General features: G+C 41.1%; 15 protein-coding genes. 4 read left to right on the top strand and 11 right to left on the bottom strand.

Annotated features, from left to right (window positions below; all coding sequences use genetic code 11):
* Positions 1-178 precede the first annotated feature (178 nt).
* Complete coding sequence (gene folD, locus C0W29_RS06015) at positions 179-1,036, top strand: bifunctional methylenetetrahydrofolate dehydrogenase/methenyltetrahydrofolate cyclohydrolase FolD (protein WP_045027675.1); 858 nt, start codon at positions 179-181, stop codon at positions 1,034-1,036.
* A 77-nt stretch (positions 1,037-1,113) separates the two neighbouring features.
* Here folD and rfaH read toward each other — a convergent pair whose 3' ends face one another.
* Positions 1,114-1,617, bottom strand: coding sequence for a transcription/translation regulatory transformer protein RfaH (gene rfaH / locus C0W29_RS06010; protein WP_045045417.1), 504 nt, complete (start codon positions 1,615-1,617; stop codon positions 1,114-1,116).
* Between the two features lie 446 nt (positions 1,618-2,063).
* Between rfaH and C0W29_RS06005 the strand changes: the two genes are divergently transcribed.
* The gene (locus C0W29_RS06005; RefSeq protein ID WP_045045416.1) at positions 2,064-3,458 is read left to right on the top strand and encodes a peptide MFS transporter; all 1,395 of its coding nucleotides are present in this window, start codon (positions 2,064-2,066) and stop codon (positions 3,456-3,458) included.
* A 74-nt stretch (positions 3,459-3,532) separates the two neighbouring features.
* Here the strand turns inward: C0W29_RS06005 and C0W29_RS06000 are convergent, their stop codons facing one another.
* Positions 3,533-4,582, bottom strand: coding sequence for a response regulator (locus tag C0W29_RS06000; RefSeq protein ID WP_045045415.1), 1,050 nt, complete (start codon positions 4,580-4,582; stop codon positions 3,533-3,535).
* Between the two features lie 344 nt (positions 4,583-4,926).
* Here C0W29_RS06000 and C0W29_RS05995 point away from each other — a divergent pair, with 344 nt between their 5' ends.
* Complete coding sequence (locus C0W29_RS05995; protein WP_036793685.1) at positions 4,927-5,811, top strand: LysR family transcriptional regulator; 885 nt, start codon at positions 4,927-4,929, stop codon at positions 5,809-5,811.
* 255 nt (positions 5,812-6,066) lie between these two features.
* Here the strand turns inward: C0W29_RS05995 and purF are convergent, their stop codons facing one another.
* The 9 genes from purF to C0W29_RS05950 form a co-directional block, all read right to left on the bottom strand.
* The gene (gene purF, locus C0W29_RS05990) at positions 6,067-7,584 is read right to left on the bottom strand and encodes an amidophosphoribosyltransferase (protein ID WP_045045414.1); all 1,518 of its coding nucleotides are present in this window, start codon (positions 7,582-7,584) and stop codon (positions 6,067-6,069) included.
* Between the two features lie 86 nt (positions 7,585-7,670).
* Positions 7,671-8,162: a colicin V production protein gene (gene cvpA, locus C0W29_RS05985; protein WP_036793683.1), complete on the bottom strand. Its 492-nt coding sequence runs from the start codon at positions 8,160-8,162 to the stop codon at positions 7,671-7,673.
* 64 nt (positions 8,163-8,226) lie between these two features.
* Positions 8,227-8,880, bottom strand: a complete 654-nt coding sequence (dedD, locus tag C0W29_RS05980; RefSeq protein ID WP_045045413.1) for a cell division protein DedD — start codon at positions 8,878-8,880, stop codon at positions 8,227-8,229.
* A gap of 58 nt (positions 8,881-8,938) precedes the next feature.
* A complete protein-coding gene (gene folC / locus C0W29_RS05975; protein ID WP_107174175.1) occupies positions 8,939-10,201 on the bottom strand; it encodes a bifunctional tetrahydrofolate synthase/dihydrofolate synthase in 1,263 nt (420 codons plus the stop codon).
* Between the two features lie 201 nt (positions 10,202-10,402).
* On the bottom strand, positions 10,403-11,323 hold the full coding sequence (gene accD, locus C0W29_RS05970; RefSeq protein WP_045043276.1) for an acetyl-CoA carboxylase, carboxyltransferase subunit beta: 921 nt from the start codon (positions 11,321-11,323) through the stop codon (positions 10,403-10,405).
* Between the two features lie 222 nt (positions 11,324-11,545).
* Positions 11,546-12,325 carry a tRNA pseudouridine(38-40) synthase TruA gene (gene truA, locus C0W29_RS05965; RefSeq protein WP_045043277.1) on the bottom strand — a complete coding sequence of 260 codons (780 nt, stop codon included), beginning with the start codon at positions 12,323-12,325 and terminating at the stop codon, positions 11,546-11,548.
* Positions 12,326-12,752: 427 nt separating this feature from the next.
* The gene (locus C0W29_RS05960) at positions 12,753-15,914 is read right to left on the bottom strand and encodes a FimV/HubP family polar landmark protein (RefSeq protein ID WP_045045412.1); all 3,162 of its coding nucleotides are present in this window, start codon (positions 15,912-15,914) and stop codon (positions 12,753-12,755) included.
* 299 nt (positions 15,915-16,213) lie between these two features.
* Positions 16,214-17,227 (bottom strand): aspartate-semialdehyde dehydrogenase, encoded by a 1,014-nt coding sequence (locus C0W29_RS05955; protein WP_036793675.1) that lies wholly within the window; start codon positions 17,225-17,227, stop codon positions 16,214-16,216.
* On the bottom strand, positions 17,224-18,399 hold the full coding sequence (locus tag C0W29_RS05950; RefSeq protein WP_045043279.1) for a 4-phosphoerythronate dehydrogenase: 1,176 nt from the start codon (positions 18,397-18,399) through the stop codon (positions 17,224-17,226). Before C0W29_RS05950 ends, C0W29_RS05955 begins: the two co-directional genes overlap by 4 nt.
* Positions 18,400-18,766: 367 nt before the next feature.
* On the opposite strand from C0W29_RS05950, the gene C0W29_RS05945 reads away from it, so the two are divergent.
* Positions 18,767-20,020, top strand: coding sequence for an aromatic amino acid transport family protein (locus C0W29_RS05945; RefSeq protein ID WP_045043280.1), 1,254 nt, complete (start codon positions 18,767-18,769; stop codon positions 20,018-20,020).
* The last annotated feature ends 113 nt before the right edge of the window (positions 20,021-20,133 follow it).

Here is a 20,133-nt window from a genome sequence, read left to right as displayed (position 1 = left end):
GACTATTTAAGCTAATTACTACCACAGTATTTTTATCGTTGGGCGCCACTTTGGTCACCAAGTCATAGTAATAGCACAACATAAAATAAAATAGCAATCGTTTGCTTAATAGCTATTCCATTCATAATCTGCCACAATATTGGCGTTGATACGTTCAACCAACACAACAAGGATCACCATGAGCGCTCAAATTATTGATGGAAAAATCATCTCCCAAACTGTACGACAGGAAGTTGCCGCGAGAGTTAAAGCTCGCACCGATGCCGGATTACGCGCACCTGGATTAGCTGTTGTTCTTGTAGGGCAAGATCCAGCCTCGCAGATCTACGTTGGTAGTAAACGCAAAGCGTGTGAAGAAGTCGGCTTTATTTCAAAATCATTTGATCTGCCAAGTACTGCATCTGAACAGCAATTACTCGATTTAATTGATGAACTCAATCAAGATCCAACCATGGATGGTATTTTAGTTCAATTACCATTACCTGCGGGTATGGACTGTACGCGTATTCTTGAACGCATCGATCCAGAAAAAGATGTTGATGGCTTTCATCCCTACAATGTCGGTCGCCTTAGTCAGCGTATTCCCAAATTACGTTCATGTACACCTAAAGGCATTATTACGCTACTTGAGCGATATAATATTGAAGTACGTGGTAAACATGCGGTTATTGTTGGCGCATCCAACATTGTCGGCCGCCCGATGACACTCGAGTTATTATTGGCTGGGGCAACGACAACAACCTGCCACCGCTTTACACAAGATCTTGAAGGTCATATTCGCCAAGCTGATATTTTAGTGGTTGCCGTTGGCAAACCTAATTTTATTCCAGGAAACTGGATTAAAGAGGGAGCGACTGTTATTGATGTAGGTATTAACCGTCTTGAAAATGGTAAATTATGCGGAGATGTTGAATTTGACGTGGCTTGTCAGCGCGCAAAACATATAACGCCAGTACCTGGAGGCGTTGGGCCAATGACAGTAGCCAGTTTAATTGAAAATACCTTGCTTGCCTGCGAGCAATACCATTCAGCATAAACCAAGCGTATATAATTAATAAATACCGTCAATGAAAATTCAAAAGCGAGTAATGGCATACTCGCTTTTTTATTGAACTAAGCTTTATTTTTAACTAAAGCTGTATTCTCAACACTGACCTTTACTTGTTTACCAAGCAAATTAATCAGCATAAATGAACGTTTTTCGCCATCAGGCTCCTGATAAATAGCATCAAGACCTTTAAATTCACCTTGTTCTAAGATCAATTTATCACCTTGCTGAGGTAATGACTCAAACATATGATCATATGAATTATTAGCTTCATTGGTCATCAAATTATAGATAAGTTCTTCACTAACAACTTGCGGCATCGCTCCCTGACGAATAAAGTCAGCCACTCCACGAGTTGAACGCACAGTCGTAAAGCTCAATTGTTCAGGATCAAACGTCACAAAAACATAGCTAGGAAATAGCGGCTCATAGCATTCACAACGTTTGCCACGCACGATTTTTTCGACAACGACCTGAGGGTAATAACATTCAGCCCCTTGACGATCAAGATTGATCACTGCGCGCTCTTGTTCACTACGCTTACAATAAAGTAAATACCAATCTTTCATCATCAACCTCAATAAAATCTTACCTTCGATTAGTATATACAAAATTAACCGTGATTTATATCTTTGCCTAGTCGCTCTATTTTTAATACTGAGATCTATTTTTATATTCTACAGTTATAAGTTTTAGCAATACTATTGACCAATATACTGCTTGGAATTTGTAACATATATGAATATTCTCAAGGAGTGATATAAGCAACTAACATGAACTTCAAGAACAATATAAAAAACCAAATAAGAGCCAATAAATAGTGTAAGATATACCACAGAGTGATGAAATTTGATTTTTCATAATTGATCAAAAAAAACACAAACTCTTACTTATCAGTTGTTTATAATGTTTTATCATTGTTTGTTAAATGTAAAAACTTGCAGTTAAATATATTGTGCTTTATAAACCTACATGAATGAGCAAACACACAAATTAAAATAAAATAGAGAATCCTATGAGTCATAATAGTAGTGGTACCCTTCTGGGCCACCCAAAAGGCTTGTTCCTTTTATTTGGAACTGAGCTATGGGAACGCTTTTCTTATTACGCGATGCGAGCCATCTTGGTTTTATATTTAACAGATAAAACCATTAACGGCGGCCTCGGCTGGACTACAGAAGAAGCACTTAACTTATACGGTATCTACACTGGCTTAGTTTATTTTACTCCTCTTATTGGTGGTTGGATTGCCGACAACATTTTAGGTCAACGTCGCTCAATTATTATTGGTGGCGTATTAATGGCTATAGGTCAATTTACGCTAGCCTTGCCTCACAGTGTCGTTGATCCGCATGCTGTTAGTGCCTTTTATATCGGTTTAGCCTTCCTTATTGTCGGTAACGGTCTATTTAAACCAAACATTTCAACCATGGTAGGAGACTTATACCCAGAAGGTGATAATCGCCGTGACGGTGCATTCACTATTTTCTACATGGGTATTAATATCGGTTCATTACTTGCGGGTGTTATCGCGGGAACAGCATCAGCCGTTTATGGCTGGAAAGCAGGTTTCCTATGTGCCGGTGTTGGTATGTTAATGAGCTTACTTATCCAAGTATTCTTCGCCCAACGTTATTTAGGTGATATTGGTACTGTACCTGCTGCTGTACGTGATGCGGAAAACAATGCCAGTGGTAAGAAAGAACCATTAACTAAAATTGAGCGTGATCGCTTAAAAGTAATTTTAGTGATGTGTACTTTTGTTATCGTATTCTGGGCTGGCTTTGAGCAAGCCGGTGGCCTAATGAATATTTACTCACAAGAATATACCAACCGCATGATCGGTAATTTTGAAGTACCAGCAGCATGGTTCCAATCTTTGAACCCATTCTTCATTATTATCTGTGCACCAATTTTGGCAGCACTTTGGGTTCGTATGGGTAAAAGTGAGCCAAACTCACCCGTTAAATTTGCTTTAGCTATGTTCTCTCTCGCACTTGGTTTTGCTTGTATGATCGGTGCAGCTTTAGAACAAAACGGCGATGTAACAGTGAAAACATCAATGATGTGGCTAGTCGGTGCCTACTTCTTCCATACTATTGGTGAGCTATGCTTATCACCTATTGGTCTATCAATGGTAACCAAATTAGCGCCGCTACGCCTAGCGTCACTAATGATGGGTGCATGGTTCGGTGCCAACGCTATTGCAAACTACATTGCAGGTGTTGTTGGTGCAAGTATCGGTGAAGCTGGTCCATTAGCTATCTTCTCAGGTATTGCCATTACTGCAGTTATCGCGGGTGCATTACTACTGTTGTTCTCTAACAAATTAATTTCGTGGATGCACGGTGCTGAAGGCGCTGTTGATAACGATGATAGTGATACCAAACCACAACCAGCAAATGCTTAATTGTGGCTTAAAATAAACGAAGGGGATGCAATGTATGCATCCCCTTTTTTATAGCTCTCGTCTTAATATAATGCTTATGTCACTGTTTCAAAATTAACACTAAAATTAGCATGATTGATATCACTGAGTGATAATCGACCGCCATCATCAGACATAGGTAAAATGACTAGTGGGTTATTACACGCATCATCACCAAGCCATTGCCCTGCGGTTATCATTGCACATTGCTCACTAACTTGTAGCTTACCGCCAATACCAGCAGCAATCAGATGTAGTTGTCTCTCTGCAAGATTAAAGACCCCAAATAGCCCCTTCACCGGGGTGGCATAACCTGAATACTTTAAACCTAATTCTATTTGCGCCACTAAATGTTGAACACTACTTAAGTAATTACCTTGGCGGCGCAAAAAATCATTAAAACATGCTCTGATCAATAATGCTGTTGCAGTACTATTTTCGCCACCAGAGCTAGTATCAACCATATAGAATGCTAATTGGCCATCGATTAACCAGATGTAATCAAAGATAACCGGTGACATATCTGCCGACTGTAAAGCACGATAACTGAGTTTCCAACGCCCACAACGCGATTGGAGATCTGGCATTAATCCCATCAATAACTCACGTGCGGCTTGAGGGTCATTTTTTAATTCTGAAATGTGCCATTGTAACTCTTCTTCGACTAAACCTGAGTCATCACCGTCCGTTACCCATCGCTGAGAAAAGTCTTGTTGTTTCTGCTGAGCACTATCTTGCATCTTTAGCACCGATACAATCGCAGATTTAAGCGTCATAATGTTATCAATTGGCTTAATTAAGAAATCTTTAACACCTAAGCGTAATGCTTGAGCGACATCAGTCATGTTTCCAGTGCCAGAAATCACAATCACAGGGATCATTGGATACTGTAAGGCTACCTCTTCAACAAACTCCATTCCCGTCATGATCGGCATCGCCAAATCACACAGTAATAAATCTGGAATATTATCTTTTAAGGCTTTTAATCCAGACAAGCCATCTTCTGCCTCTCTCACCTGACAACCTTGGCTATTTAAAAAGCCAACAATCATGGTTCGGAACACAGGATCATCTTCTACGATAAGTATATTTTTCCCTGCAAGCAAAAGTATCTCCTTTTCATAACTACATCTATGAGTGTATAAGCTAAAATTAGCAAGACCAACTCTAGATCACTAAACTTTGTTATCACAAGGTGATTTAAAGCTGTGGCACCACTAAGCATAGATAAATAATGACAACTAATAATTCTTTTCTAGGTAATATCAAAAAATCTGTTCTATAAATATAGACAAGTTCAAACTCTTCTAATATTTATAGAGAAATAGAGTCCAACTCAATAAATATTAGGCCTAACATATTTTTATTTTAAATTCATAACAAAAAGGGGTGATTTTGACTCGTTTTGTTATACAATTACCCATTATCAGTTTTCACAAATGACTTTGATATGAAACTTGACGATCTAAACCTATTCCGCATGGTTGTGGAAAATGGTAGTTATACTGCCGCATCACGAAAAACGCAGGTACCTGTTGCGACGCTAACACGTCGTATCCAAGCACTCGAAGAAGGCCTTAACATTCGCCTTTTAAATCGTCATGCTCGTAAACTGTCTCTGACTGAAGCCGGTCAGAAGTTTTATCAGGATTGTGCGCCGTTATTACAACAGCTACTTGATACGACTGAACACATCAGTGAAGAGTGTAAAGGCGCTGCAGGTAAATTGCGTATTGCTGCACCGACAAACATTACTAAAGTAATGTTACAGCCGTTGCTAACTGCATTTATGCAAGAACACCCAGCGATTAGCATTCAGTTGTACATGAGCAATGAACCCGATCAACTTGATCCAACCGATTGGGACGTTATGTTCCGTGTTGGCCCTCAACGAGATTCAACGCTTATTGCACGTCGTATTAATGAAGTAAAAGATATTTTGGTCGCAAGCCCTGATTATCTAAAGAAAAACCCAGAACCTAAGCATGCTCAGGATCTACATGAACATACGCTATTAAAAGGTAACCCACTTTTACGCTGGCGTTTAACCAATCAAAATGGCGAAACAGTTACTATTAATGAACGCGCCCGTTTTGAAGCTAGCGAACTTAATGTAATTCGTAAAGCATGTACAGCTGGTCTTGGTATCACATTAATGCCAAATGTTATGTTAGAAAAATACATTGCAGCAGGTGACGTGGTACAAGTGCTTAAAAATTGGTCTGCAAACCCGCGTGATGTATATTTGATTTACAACCACCGTGATTACCAACCAGAAAAACTACGTCTATTTATTGATTTTGCAAGTCATTACTTTGATCTTGAAAAACACTAATTAGTTTTAGAACAAAAACAGAGAAAAATGCCGCCAAATAAATTAGGAGCGGCATTTTCATTTATCTTCGCAACAACTTATCTTATTAGTCAAACCTCTCATCACAGTACCTCTCGTTACGTTAATTCATCGATAAACTGCCATTTTAATAGACCACTAAAGCTAGCGAACATCATACTATCCATTATCGATACCAATAAAAAAGCGATAGGTATCAGCCTATCGCTTTAGTCGTTAATTAGTCAGTCCTTGCAATTACATCCCTTCGTTATACAACTCAAGGTTAGCTAAATCTTGCTGTAATTCCACCTGTAACTTTGAATCTTCATTGCGTAATGCATCAAGGTAATCGAGATATTGTTGATCAACATCGCCTGTCACATAATTACCATTGAACACTGAGGTTTCAAATAAGGTTATATCCGGATTACCTTCAGCAACCGCTGCCACCAAATCAGTCAGATCTTGGAAAATCAGACCATCAGCACCAATCAATTGACCAATTTCATCCACTTCACGGCCATGCGCAATCAACTCATTAGCACTTGGCATATCAATGCCATACACATTAGGGAAGCGAACCTCAGGAGCAGCAGAAGCTAAATAGACTTTCTTTGCGCCAGCATCACGTGCCATCTCAATAATTTGCTCAGAGGTAGTACCACGAACAATAGAATCATCCACCAGCAATACATTCTTGCCTTTAAATTCAGAACGAATCGCATTCAATTTGCGACGAACTGATTTACGGCGCATTTGCTGACCTGGCATGATAAAAGTACGGCCAACATAACGGTTTTTAACAAAACCTTGGCGATAAGGCTTATTTAGCGTACGAGCAATTTCAAGTGCACTATCGCATGAGGTTTCAGGAATCGGGATCACCACATCAATATCAATATCAGCCCACTCACGCTTGATCTTTTCACCAAGTTTAGTGCCCATCGCTAAACGTGCACCATAAACCGAGACTTTATCAATAAACGAATCTGGGCGTGCAAAGTATACAAATTCAAAGATACATGGATTCAGCTGTGGATTAAGGGCGCATTGCTGAGTGTAAAGCTCACCATCAAAGGTAATATAAACCGCTTCACCAGGTAATACATCGCGCATAAAGTCGAAACCAACAGCATCTAATGCCACAGATTCTGACGCTACCATGTATTCGATTTTGCCGTTTTCTTCACGTTTACCTAAACATAATGGACGAATGCCATTAGGATCACGGAAAGCAATTAGACCGTGGCCAATCACCAAAGCAACGACAGCATAAGCACCTTTAACAATGTTATGTACTTCGCTAACCGCTTTGAAAATATCGTTAGGACTGATTGGATAACTTTGACTATGTGCAAGTTGGTTAGCAAGCACATTCAATAAAACTTCCGAATCAGAGGTAGTATTTACATGACGCTTTGTTTGTTCAAATAAGGTTTCTCGAATATCAGCCGCATTGGTTAAATTACCGTTATGCGCTAAAGAAATACCGTAAGGAGAGTTAACATAAAACGGCTGGGCTTCTGAAACACTTGAGCTTCCTGCCGTTGGGTAACGTACATGTCCAATACCCACATTACCCTGTAAGCGCTGCATATGTTTAGCTTCAAAGACATCACGTACTAAACCATTCGCTTTACGCAGACGGAAACGATTGCTTTCTAAGGTGCAAATACCAGCGGCATCTTGGCCGCGATGCTGTAACACTGTAAGTGCATCATAGATAGACTGGTTTACCGGGGTTGAGCCCACGATTCCAACAATACCACACATTTCCTAAGTCCTCGTCCTGCATAAAATAACAGCTGCTAGCGTCACTATTATGAACAATAACGCTAGCAACCGCGGTTAATCTTGCACTATTTAATGCTATGTAAAAAACTAGAGCTCTCTTTGATGTATTCGAAGAACCATTCTATTACAGCACCAAATTGAGGTATCAACTCAGACTTCTTCCACCATTCTGAGTCCGACAAACCCGTAAAGGTATCAATAAAGAACAATACCGCAGCAACAATAAGCACGCCACGAACCGCACCAAAAACAACTCCTAAAACACGATCTGTACCAGACAAACCGGTCTTCTGCACTAATTGACCAATAACGTAGTTTACTACTGCGCCAACAATCAACGTCGCTACAAACAGTACTGCGATAGCACTACCGTTACGTAACATCTTGTCATTGAAATTGGTAAAATAAACCGCCAATTCCGTATAAAAGTTACTAGCAATAAAAAATGCTGTAAACCAAATCACTAATGACAGTGCTTCTTTAACAAAACCACGGACCAAACTTACCATTGCTGAGAAGCAGATCACGCCCAGTATTACATAATCAATCCAGATCATTTTTGTTATTGCTCGTTTTGTTGATGGGTATTCTAACAGAAAAAATGCTAACGCAAACGTTTACCTAAGGATTTATTGCATCAAATCGGTTCAATTTGCCGTTTAAGCCAGTAATTTTTTTCAATTCTGCAATTTGCCCCGTTAGCTTAGCTTTTGATACATCAGGCCCAACAACAACCTTTACGTATTGACCAGGTTTAGCATTACGTGGAATTAATTGTGCCTGATAACCGTTCAATCGTAATTTTGCGACTAACGCATTAGCGTTATCGAAATTACCAAAAGTCCCCATTTTAATTACCCATGCTGAACTTGTTGTTGCTGGCACTGGTTTTTTAACCGCAGGCGTTGGTACATTTGGTTTTACCACCGGTTGAGCAACTACAGGTTTTGCAGCAACAGGCTGGGGTTTAACAGCAGGCTCAGCCGTTGCACTATGATCAGCTTCAATAGTGTATGTTTCATCACCTGTTGATGTTGATGCTTGGCTATCTGTCGTCGCCGTCACTGGCTCTTTAGGTAACACCACGTCAGCATTTTCAGGTTCAGGAATTGTTTTAGCTTCACTTTGTCCGCCCATCTTTGGCTGCAACGGAATACTCGCAAACTCTTCCTTATAATGTTCTTTCTTACCATCGAAAAAATCGGGTAGAAAAATCACCCCTATCGCGACTAAAATAATGGTTCCAATTAGTCGGTTTTGAAATTGACTAGCCACAATGACTCCTGTTGATATCTAAAACGAAAACGGCACAATATGTGCTCTGTTTAACGTTCTACAGCTTTAAATGAGTGGTTATTTGGCCAACAGTGTAAAACGAGCCAAACACGATTACCACATCGTCAGCACTTGCTTGTGTTAAGGCTTGGTCAAAAGCTAATTCCGGACTATCAAAACCACTGCAACCTGTTGGTAAATGCAGCAATATCTCTGCAGCAACAGCAGCACGCGGGCCTTGTAGCGAAGCCGGATACCAACAATCAACACTATCACGCATCGCAGCAACGGTTGCTGCGATATCTTTATCATGCAGCATCGCCACCACCGCATGGACTTTGTTTTTCCCTTCTTGGGCTTTTATTTTGGCTAGCTGAGTCGCAAAATATTGAGCTGAATGTGGATTATGTGCCACATCCATAATAATTAATGGTTGCTCACTCACCCGTTGCATTCGCCCCGGTAAGCATGCATTACGCAGACCTTCAACAATGTCTTTATCACTAATATCAAGCTCAGCAACAGACAATGCCATCAATGCTGTTGCAGCATTCGGTAACGGTAAGCTCGGCAAAGGTAAATCACTCAGCGCAAAGGCACCCGCTTGCCAATGCCAGCAGTCAACCTCTACTTGATAATCAAACTGATAGCCAACTTGATAAAGCTCTGCACCGATATCATCGGCATGCGCTGGTACTGTTGCTGGCGGGTGTGGTTGACCACAAATGGCTGGTTTACCACTACGGAAAATCCCTGCCTTCTCATAGCCAATAACATCGATGTTATCGCCTAACCAATCAACATGATCAATCGCTAAACTGGTGATGACACATACATCATGGTCAACAATATTCGTCGCATCTAAACGTCCGCCTAAACCGACCTCTAATACCACCACATCAACCTGATGCTGCTTAAACAATGTCAGCGCAGCTAAGGTGCCGAATTCAAATAAACTTAAACTGGTTTCACCACGAGCAGCTTCCACACTTGCGAAAGCACCACAGTGCTCACTATCATCAAGTTCTTGGTTATTAATGCGTACTCGCTCGTTATAACGTACTAAATGAGGAGAGCTATACACCCCCACTTTATAGCCAGCAGCCAATAAAATAGCTTCAAGCATGGCACAGGTCGAGCCTTTACCATTAGTACCAGCTACCGTAATAACACATGGCGCAGGTTTAAGCAGATCTGCTTGTTCAGCCACCAATCGAACCCGATCGAGTCCTAAATCAATGGCACTAGTATGGAGTTGTTCAAGATATTTCAGCCATGTTGAAAGCGCGGCTGTCGCTTGCGGAGAGGTCAATCCTGACATTAAAAATCATTCACTTGTAGTAACAAACTGAATCATTAATTTACCACTGAATGACCAATAACTTAATCATCAAGCACAATAAATTCGTGATTCGGTCTAGAAAACAAAAATGCCATCCTAATTAAATCAATTAGAATGGCATTTATTAACATTAATCGTAGTAACTACCGTTGGTAAAACACTCGATTAAAGATAAAGTTTTTAGTCTAGCTTTGCTGCTTCAGGTTGTGGCTCTGCTGCAGGCTTACTATCAACAGAAACAAACAATGGCGATGCTTGATTGGTCATTTTTGCCATTAAACCAGCAATACGTTGACGCATTTCACGACGATCAACAATCATGTCAATCGCACCGTGTTCAAGTAAAAACTCACTACGCTGGAAACCTTCTGGTAGTTTCTCACGCACAGTTTGTTCAATAACACGTTGACCAGCAAAACCGATAAGTGCTTTTGGCTCACCGATATTAATATCACCAAGCATTGCAAGTGATGCCGATACACCACCCATAGTTGGATCCGTCAGTACAGAGAAGAACGGCAAACCTTTAGCAGATAAACGCTCTAAAGCAGCACTGGTTTTCGCCATTTGCATTAGTGACATTAATGCTTCTTGCATACGGGCACCGCCACTAGCTGAGAAACAGATCAGTGGGCAGTTATTCTCAATCGCAGAGTCAACCGCACGCACAAATTTAGCGCCAACAACTGACCCCATAGAACCGCCCATAAAAGAGAATTCAAATGCGCAGGCAACAACAGGCAGACCAAGCAGCTCACCATTCATAGCAATCAAGGCATCTTTCTCACCGGTTGCTTTTTGAGCTGCGTATAAACGGTCTTTATATTTCTTAGAGTCGCGGAATTTAAGCTTGTCTTGTGGCTCTAGCTCAGCGGCAATTTCCACTTGCGTACCAACATCAAGAAATGTTTCAAGACGACGACGTGCTTTCATACGCATGTGGTGGTCACATTTAGGACAAACTTCAAGATTGCGTTCGAGATCTGCGTGATACAGTACCTGATCACAGGACGTACATTTCGTCCATACACCTTCAGGAATAGATACCTTACGCGAAGATACGATGTTACTTTTTGTTAGAATCTTTTCAAGCCAGCTCATGAATGACCTTTCTTTTTTATTCTTCCGCCAATAGACCGAAGAGACAAATTCATTAAATATTATTTAAGATTAAAACATAATCTTATTAATCTGTAGATAAAAAACTGGTATTACCTTTGTCAGTCATTAGGGTATTTTTAAACAAAAACACCAGTACACGTTAAAAACAGTCATAATCGCGATCATTTAATCGTAAATTTTTACCTGTACTACATAAATAGCTTACAAAAATAATGGACCAAGTACCGAACGAGGCAAATTATGTTCCGCAGGATAATCAACATCAACTAAATAAAGGCCCGCAGATTTTGCTGTTGGACCAGCAATACGACGATCTTTTTGCTCAAGTACCCACTTGATCCAATCTGGTTGCTTTTCGCCTTTACCAACTTTAATCAGGCTACCTGCAATATTACGCACCATATGGTGTACAAATGCATTGGCCTTAATATCAATCACAACAAAGTCACCTTTACGAGTAACCGTTAAATGCTCAAGACGACGCCATGGGCTCCGTGATTGACATTGGGTTGCACGAAATGAAGTATAGTCGTGCTCACCAATTAAATGTTGAGCAGCTTCATGCATTTTTTGCTCATCAAGATGACCATGGTAATGGCTAACACCGTGTTGAAAAATAGCCGGACGCACCGCATGATTGTAAATCACATAACGGTAACGACGCGCTGTTGCTGAAAAACGTGCATGAAAATCTTCACTGACTTCATGTGCCCAACGTACAGCGATATCTTTAGGAAGATAAGCATTTACACCCATTGTCCATGCTGCCATTTTACGGTCAATATCAACATCGAAGTGAACCACTTGTCCTGTACCGTGAACCCCTGTATCGGTACGTCCGGCACAAAAAACAGCAATGGGTTTATTCGCAATATGTGACAGTGCTTTTTCTAAGCGTTCTTGAACACTATCTACATCTACTTGACGTTGCCAACCACAATATTTAGCACCATCGTACTCGATACCTAAAGCTATTCGCATAATCTCACTTCGACTTAATTCAGCATAGACACACAGGCGATGTTATTGAAGCGCCTGTTCAAAACAGAGGAGAAGTATAGGGGATGGCGCAACAAAGGGGAAGAGGAGGGATTTCGAGGGGCGAGGAAAAGCAGGGGCGAGTTTCGAGATTATTAGTGTCGAGACAGCCTAATAGACGTCATCTCGGAAGTTGAGGCACGAAGCTATCCGTGATCTACTCAACGCGTGATTGAGCTTTAAAGAAGCCAGTGACTCCACAACGCGCGAATAGTAGATTCCCTATCGCCCTCGCGGGCATTCACTGTAAGGAATAACGGGGGTTGGATACAAAAAAAGCGACAGGCTTTCACCCATCGCTTCTTATTTATACTGTGAACTCTCAAAACACGAAATCTCGCTACTCGAAACCCCGCCTCTAGAAACTTCCCTATTTCTGCGCTTTAAACTTCTCAAGTAAAGCCTTTGCTTCAGTTTGGGTCTCACCCTCACCTTTTAAGACGATATCCTGTAGTAAGTCGACTGCGCCGCCAATGTCATTCATTTCAAGGTACGCTTTAGCCAAATCCAATTGACCTGCATATTCACCAGCACTATCAACATCAAATTGACGAATATTAGCAAACATATCAGGGAATTCCTTTAAACCAACATCAAGGTTTAATGGCTTCTCATCAGGGTCTTCTTGATGATAATTAGGATCATCGGCTAATAACTCATCGATACTAATGTAATTCGATGATGTCGTCGTTGCCGCTTTAACATCCGCTTGTGCAAGATCCGGTTGTTTAGACCAATCTTCCTGCTCAAGTTCAGGCTCTGCAACAACTCCTCGCCATACTGCCGCTTCATCTTCTGCTAATACATCTTCGTTATCAGCAATAGAACTATCATCGGCTGTTGAGGCTAATAACTGCTCTCGTTCATCATTATTAAGGCCACGCTGAGGCGTTACTGTTGTTGGTTGTGAATCATCAAACAGTAATGCATCCATATCTAAGCCCGCAGAATCAACCCGATCTTGCTCAGCTTCTGGAGAACGATCAACCGTGGTAATGCCCGGAGATGATGGCTGCGGCTTAAGGCCTTGTTCAATGGCGTATTGCTCTAACTCATGCTGCTCTTCAAATGATGCAAATAAAGCTTCATCTTCATCAAACTCAGGTAAAGCTCTGACATCAATATTATCAAACGCATATTCTAAATGACGTGCAGTATCAAACGGCGAGTAATCAGGCTCAACGTTAGCACTCGCATTATCAACCGCCGCTGGCTGACGTTGCTCTGCTGCTTGTGCCGCTTGTTGTAATTGACGGGTAACATTGTCGATTGCAACTTGCTCATCAATTTCTGAACGCTCATCCATCTGTTCTAAGGGGGATGCTTGCGGATCATCCAACGCTGAATTTTCATCAAACTCAGGCAAATCATCAAGGCTTAAAGGCTTATCATGGACCGCATCCGCTGCTGGTAGAGCTGACATTTCATCGTCATAATGATCAAATGCTGCTTGCTCATCAAACTCAGGCAGGTCATCAACACTAAAGGTTGTCGGTGCCTGATCATCAGGTATTAGCTCATCCAATAACGCAGTACTATTTTCGTCCAGCTTAATATCAGAGGTTGCTGCTAAATTATCATTTTCATCCGCAAGCAATTCATCTAATAAATCAGTACTATTTTCAGCTAATTCAATCTCGCTACCCAATGCGTTATCGGCATCATCTGCGACTAAATCATCTAATAATTCAGTACTATCTTCAGCAAATAATGATTCATCATCATTCGTATCTGTTTGAGTCGCCGCAGGTGTAATCTCAGGTAAGTCATGATTAAACTGAGAAAACAGTTCATCAAGTTCATCTTGAGAGTTTACATTGCTATCCTCTAACGTCGGCTCAGTACCCTTTTCCTGATCAGAAGTGTCTGAGGTTGATGCTTGAGCTTGTTGTAGGATCTCATCTAATAGCGCTTGGTCAGATAGCTGTGTTTCAGCATCTTTGTCATTTTCTGTTGTTGCTGTTGCTGTTGCTGTTGCTGAAGGAGTCGCTTCATCATATTCAGACAAGTCAAAATTAGCTTTATCTTCTTCGCTAAGAGATTTTTCCCACAACGCCGCTAATGCTTCATCAGCACTTGGCTCAGCTTTTGTATCAAGCTCATCTAACGCACGCTCCATGTCCTCAAGACCGATAGCATCATCGTGAGTAACCGAAATAGTGCTAAGACTATTATCAAAACTGCTGTCATCAAAATCAGTATCAGACAATGACACTAACGCATTATGCTCATTACTCTGTGGTGATTTATCTTCTTCAACGGCAGAGTTAAGCTTTGGGTCTTGATTTTTATCTGTCGATTTAAGCTGATCTATATCCGCAAACAAATCATCGTCTGCAAATAAATCATCAAGATCGTCATCATGTTCACTACCCACCAAGTCAATTGGCGGCGTAACAGTGACATTATTATTATCATCATCAGCCACAGGAGCTGGTAACGATTGTGGTTCAGGATCATTTTTCTTACGACGGAACAGTAGTAGTGCTAATAATGCGGCAATTAAACCACCAGGAATAATACCTGCCGCAGCTAATGCCCACGGATTATTGGTTAGACGTTCCAACCATGTTTCAGGAACAGGAGCTGCAACTTGCTTTTGTTGTTCTAAAAACGACACCATTTGTTGACGAATGCTATCACTTTCAGTGACTTGATTTTTCAATGCAGCCATATCTTGCTGCATCTCAGATAACCGTAACCGTAAAGCATGGTTACTTTCGACCAATGCATTCATCTTTACATGAGTAACATCAACCTGTGGCTGTACTGGTTTCGCAGGAATAATTGTATTGTTATCGCCATCAACCACATCAGTAACAACCTCTGCTGATAGCGCTTTTTTTACTGCCGCCGCGACTGCTGTTGGTGGCGTTGCTGGCTCAATATTCGCTGTAGCATCAGTATTTGATGTTGCTGTAGGCGCGACATCAGCCGCTGGTGCATTTTTAGTCGCTGGTGATGATTCTGTTACTGCTGGCTGTGGCGAGGTCTTTTTTGCCTCGATCGGAGCAGCTGCCGTTGTTGCCTGTTGCTCAGCCAAACGTCGTTTTTCTAATTCAGTCGCATAAGGAGCACGTAATTGATCAGCCGCTAATTTTCGACTAACAGCGCTAATACGTTGCTGCTCAATTTGATCCATTGTCGGCAGTTTTAAATAACTTCCAGGCAATAGTGAGTGAATATTATTATTTTCAAAGGCATCATGGTTGAGATTATAAATAGCACCTATGACTTTAAAAATAGACACATTTTTATTGGGTAAATGACGAGACGCAATAGCCCACAACGTTTCGCTTTCATACGTCGGGCCATAGCTGCGTGCCATCAATGATGATGTCGAAAACTGTTTTGTAGGTACGTTCAACTGGCTCGTGGCTGGCTCTCGATTAAGCGTCACGTACGAGCTGTCTTCATTCGCTGGGCCGACGATACGTATAGTATTTGCATGCACTACCGGTAAGTAGGAAGAAATAGTAACGAAAGCCACCGGAAGTACCATACGTTTTAGTATTTTTGGGATGTCAGACACTGCCTACATTCCTCTTTGGCAGAGATAAAATTGCCCGAAATCGTCGCATCGCAACAACTTCGAAATAATAGCTTCTTTGTTATAACGACTAATATAAGCAAAGCTTGAGTGGTTATATTCAATCACAATAAGCAGCATATTATGTCAAGTTATCAGCAAAAGAAAAGCTAGTCGCTAACGAAATAAAAAAGCGACAGGCTTTCACCCATCGCTTTATTATTTTGTTAGCAAGTTTACTCGTACTATTGTGCCACTAGACACTAATAGCGCGATCTAATCCTTACTTTAAATAAGGTTTATTACAAATAATCTGCAATCAATTTTTCCGCAATTTGAATACTGTTAGTTGCTGCACCTTTACGAACGTTATCAGCAACAATCCACATGTTAAGCCCACATGGATGACTAATATCCTCACGGATACGACCAATCATTACATGATCTTTACCCACTGCATCAGTAACTTGAGTTGGATATTCATTACCAGGGAACACTTCAAGACCATCAGTGTTTTCAAGCAAGTTGATCACATCTTCTAATACAATCGGTTGATGCGTTTCAACATGCACCGCTTCGCCATGACCAAAGAATGATGACACACGAACACAGGTTGGATTCACACGAATCGTTGAATCGCCCAAAATCTTCTGTGTTTCCCACACCATTTTCATTTCTTCTTTGGTGTAGCCGTTATCCATAAACTCATCAATCTGCGGAATACAGTTAAATGCAATCTGCTTATCGTAAGCTTTTTTCTCAATCGGTAGACCATTAAGCAGTTTTGCTGTCTGTCCAGCTAACTCATCAATACCTTTACGGCCTGAACCTGATACTGACTGGTAAGTTGCCACATTAATGCGATCAATACCGTAGGCATCTTGAATCGGCTTAAGTGCAACTAACATTTGAATCGTTGAACAGTTAGGATTGGCGATAATGTTACGGTTACGGTAATCCGCAATCGCTTCTGGGTTCACTTCAGGAATAACCAACGGCACATCATATTCGTAACGGAATTCAGAAGTATTATCGATAACCACCACACCCTGCTCGGTAGCAATTGGCGCCCAATGGCGTGATGCTTCAGCACCAGCAGAGAACAAAGCAATTTGCACTTGGCTCCAATCGAAATCTTCAACATCACGAACGCGCGTTGATTTACCTTTAAAACGTAACGCTTTTCCTGCGCTACGATCACTTGCTAACAAGTAAAGATTGCGAACAGGAAAATTGCGAGCTTCTAGTACTTCAACCATGGCTTCGCCCACTGCGCCTGTTGCGCCGAGTATTGCGATATCATATTCCTGAGTCATTGTGTAACCTCTACTACTGTAAAACCTAATTTAGCCAGCGACTCTACCGCAAACTCGGCCTTCGCCGCTACTGTAATCGCACTATATTCACGTCGATCCCAGTAATTTTTACGCATTAGATCAAAAGCAGTCGCCATTTTGCTGTTATCGTCACCAGCGGCTAACATTTTACGGCGGAAAATAGCATCATCCTTACGAACATCATAAATCAACTGCGTCAGACTAAATAAGCTCGCTTCATCCCATTGCTGGCTTAATTGTACTAATGGAATCGGCGCGATGGGTAATAAATCACTTGCCTGTACTTGCTGATCATTATTCAAGAATTGGCAATAACGGTTAAATACCATCGTTGTACCGCGCGCTTTACCTTCAAGGCCGTAACCTGCAATATGCGGCGTCGCAAAAGCTAACAACGGCAATAACGCTAGATCAACCACTGGCTCCTGTTCAAACACGTCTAATACTGCAGTTAACGCTTTACCTGAACCATTAGCAGCGGCTTGTAGTGCCTGTTTTAACGCTTGATTATCGACCACAGGACCACGAGCGGCATTAATTAAAATCGCATTAGGCTGCATTGCTGCGATAAAATCGGCATCAATTAAATGGTGGGTTGGGTGATCACCCGTACGTGTAATTGGTGTATGCGCGCTGATCACATCACATTCTGCCAATAAGGTTTCAAGGGAATGAAACTCACGGGTATCACCTTCAGCTTGTTTTAGGGGGTCGTTGAGCAAATAACGGATCCCTAACGCATCAAGGCATTTAGCTAAATAAGTACCCACATTACCAGCACCAATGATCCCCACAGTACGATCAAAGATAGAAAAATCGTGAAGCTGTCCTAACACCATTAAACTACTTAATACATACTCAGCAACCCCGACCTTATTACATCCAGGAGCTGAGGTAAAAGTGATTCCGCGCTCACTCAACAATGGTTGATCAACATGATCTTGACCCGCAGTGGCAGTACCAACAAATTTTAATTTATTCGCTTTCGTCAGTAATTCTGCATTCACTTTTGTTACCGAGCGAATCATCAAAGCATCAATATCTACTAAATCATCAGCAGTCAATGTTCGTCCAGGCTTAGCAATTACCTCACCGAGTTGGCTAAATAATTGTTGCGCGTAAGGCATGTTTTCATCGATAAGAATTTTCATATACGTCCTGTAGAGAGAATAAAAAATAAAGGATCGTGCTGATAAATATTATATAGGAGAACAATACAAGAGAGTAGTAAGGAGGATTTAACTCACCATTCACAAAAACAAGGCTATCTTCGTTATCTCGAAAGTAAAACTATCCTCGTCATCCCCTATAGAGAATAACTGAGTCGTGTATTCGTTGTTGGAAATAACAAAATAGCGCCCCTACTAGTAACTATTTAATGCTAGTCATATGTGATAAACCTCTTATTTATTCACTTTATCAATATATTTAGTTACACAAATAGAGCTATATCCTGTTTTTCTCTGATTGTTGGAGCTAGTGTGCCTACCTCACTTTTTACTCGATGGACATTTTTATATGCAAAAGACAGCGATTGCAGTCAATACAAAAAAGACCAGATGGGCCTATAAAGATTTCACATGGGCGCTATCATTATTTGGTACCGCCGTCGGTGCTGGTATTCTTTTTCTACCCATAACAGCTGGCGCAGGTGGCTTTTGGCCATTGGTTATTTTGGCATTGATTGCCTTTCCAATGACATGGTTTGCACATAAAAGTTTGGCACGCTTTGTCCTTTCTTCATCAAAAAAAGATGCAGATATCACAGATGCTGTTGCAGAGCACTTTGGAAAAACAGGAACGAACATAATCACTGTTGCTTATTTCTTTGCTATTTTCCCGATTGTTTTAATTTACGGTGTAGGTATTACCAATACGGTCGATTCCTTTATGATCCACCAATTGGGGATGGAATCAATTCCACGGTGGTTACTATCAGGCATCCTGATTGGGTTAATGACCGCCAGTGTTATCTTTGGTAAAGAACTAATGTTAAAAGTAACATCAGTGCTAGTTTACCCCTTGGTTATTATTCTATTAGTACTTTCCATCTACCTAATTCCAGACTGGAATATGTCAATGATCCATACCAATACTGATTGGTCATCAATGCCTCTCATTATTTGGTTAGCTATTCCAATCATTGTGTTTTCGTTTAACCACAGTCCAATCATCAGTCAATTTTCTAAAGAGCAGCGTCGTGTCTATGGTGACGAGGCAATGAATAAAACCGATATGATCACTGGCGGTGCCGCGATGATGCTAATGGTGTTTGTGATGTTCTTTGTATTCTCGGTAGTATTATCGATGACACCAGAACAATTAAGCACGGCAAAATCAGAAAATATTTCAGTCTTATCTTACTTAGCTAACATCAAAGCCTCACCGATCATTTCATACTTAGGGCCACTAATTGCTTTAGCTGCGATCATGTCAAGCTACTTTGGTCACTTTTTAGGCGCTCATGAAGGGCTTACTGGCTTAATAAAATCTCGCTCTAAAATGCCCGTTAAAACCATAGAAAAATTTTCACTGGCTTTCATCGTTATCGTCACTTGGGTTGTCGCTATTATTAACCCAAGTATTCTCGACATGATTGAAAGTATCGGCTCACCAATGATTGCTGCAATTTTATTCTTATTACCAGTATTCGCAATGCAATTTGTACCAGCAATGGCGAAATACAAAACATCACCAATAGCACGAATCTTCACAGCTATCTGTGGTATTGCTGCCATCACTTCTGTCATTTACGGTACGTTTTTTTCTTAGGGGATATAGGGAATGGTGAGTGGCGAGATTATTAGTGTCGAGACTTGGTACTCCTAAGCCCAATACCCGTCATCTCGGAAGTGAGGTACGAGCTATCCGTGATCTACTCACCA

The organism is Photobacterium kishitanii (genome assembly GCF_003026355.1).
In the GTDB taxonomy this organism is placed as follows: Bacteria; Pseudomonadota; Gammaproteobacteria; order Enterobacterales; family Vibrionaceae; genus Photobacterium; species Photobacterium kishitanii.
Note: the sequence above shows the minus strand (reverse complement) of the source record. Positions and strands in the feature narration are given on the sequence as shown.

Excerpts from the sequence above, each read along its gene's own strand:
- C0W29_RS05945 (WP_045043280.1), top strand. The coding sequence starts at position 18,767 with ATGCAAAAGACAGCGATTGCAGTCAATACAAAAAAGACCAGATGGGCC.
- cvpA (WP_036793683.1), bottom strand. The coding sequence starts at position 8,162 with ATGATCTGGATTGATTATGTAATACTGGGCGTGATCTGCTTCTCAGCA.
- C0W29_RS05995 (WP_036793685.1), top strand. The coding sequence starts at position 4,927 with ATGAAACTTGACGATCTAAACCTATTCCGCATGGTTGTGGAAAATGGT.
- folD (WP_045027675.1), top strand. The coding sequence starts at position 179 with ATGAGCGCTCAAATTATTGATGGAAAAATCATCTCCCAAACTGTACGA.
- accD (WP_045043276.1), bottom strand. The coding sequence starts at position 11,323 with ATGAGCTGGCTTGAAAAGATTCTAACAAAAAGTAACATCGTATCTTCG.
- rfaH (WP_045045417.1), bottom strand. The coding sequence starts at position 1,617 with ATGAAAGATTGGTATTTACTTTATTGTAAGCGTAGTGAACAAGAGCGC.
- purF (WP_045045414.1), bottom strand. The coding sequence starts at position 7,584 with ATGTGTGGTATTGTTGGAATCGTGGGCTCAACCCCGGTAAACCAGTCT.
- folC (WP_107174175.1), bottom strand. The coding sequence starts at position 10,201 with ATGTCAGGATTGACCTCTCCGCAAGCGACAGCCGCGCTTTCAACATGG.
- truA (WP_045043277.1), bottom strand. The coding sequence starts at position 12,325 with ATGCGAATAGCTTTAGGTATCGAGTACGATGGTGCTAAATATTGTGGT.
- C0W29_RS05955 (WP_036793675.1), bottom strand. The coding sequence starts at position 17,227 with ATGACTCAGGAATATGATATCGCAATACTCGGCGCAACAGGCGCAGTG.
- C0W29_RS06005 (WP_045045416.1), top strand. The coding sequence starts at position 2,064 with ATGAGTCATAATAGTAGTGGTACCCTTCTGGGCCACCCAAAAGGCTTG.
- C0W29_RS05950 (WP_045043279.1), bottom strand. The coding sequence starts at position 18,399 with ATGAAAATTCTTATCGATGAAAACATGCCTTACGCGCAACAATTATTT.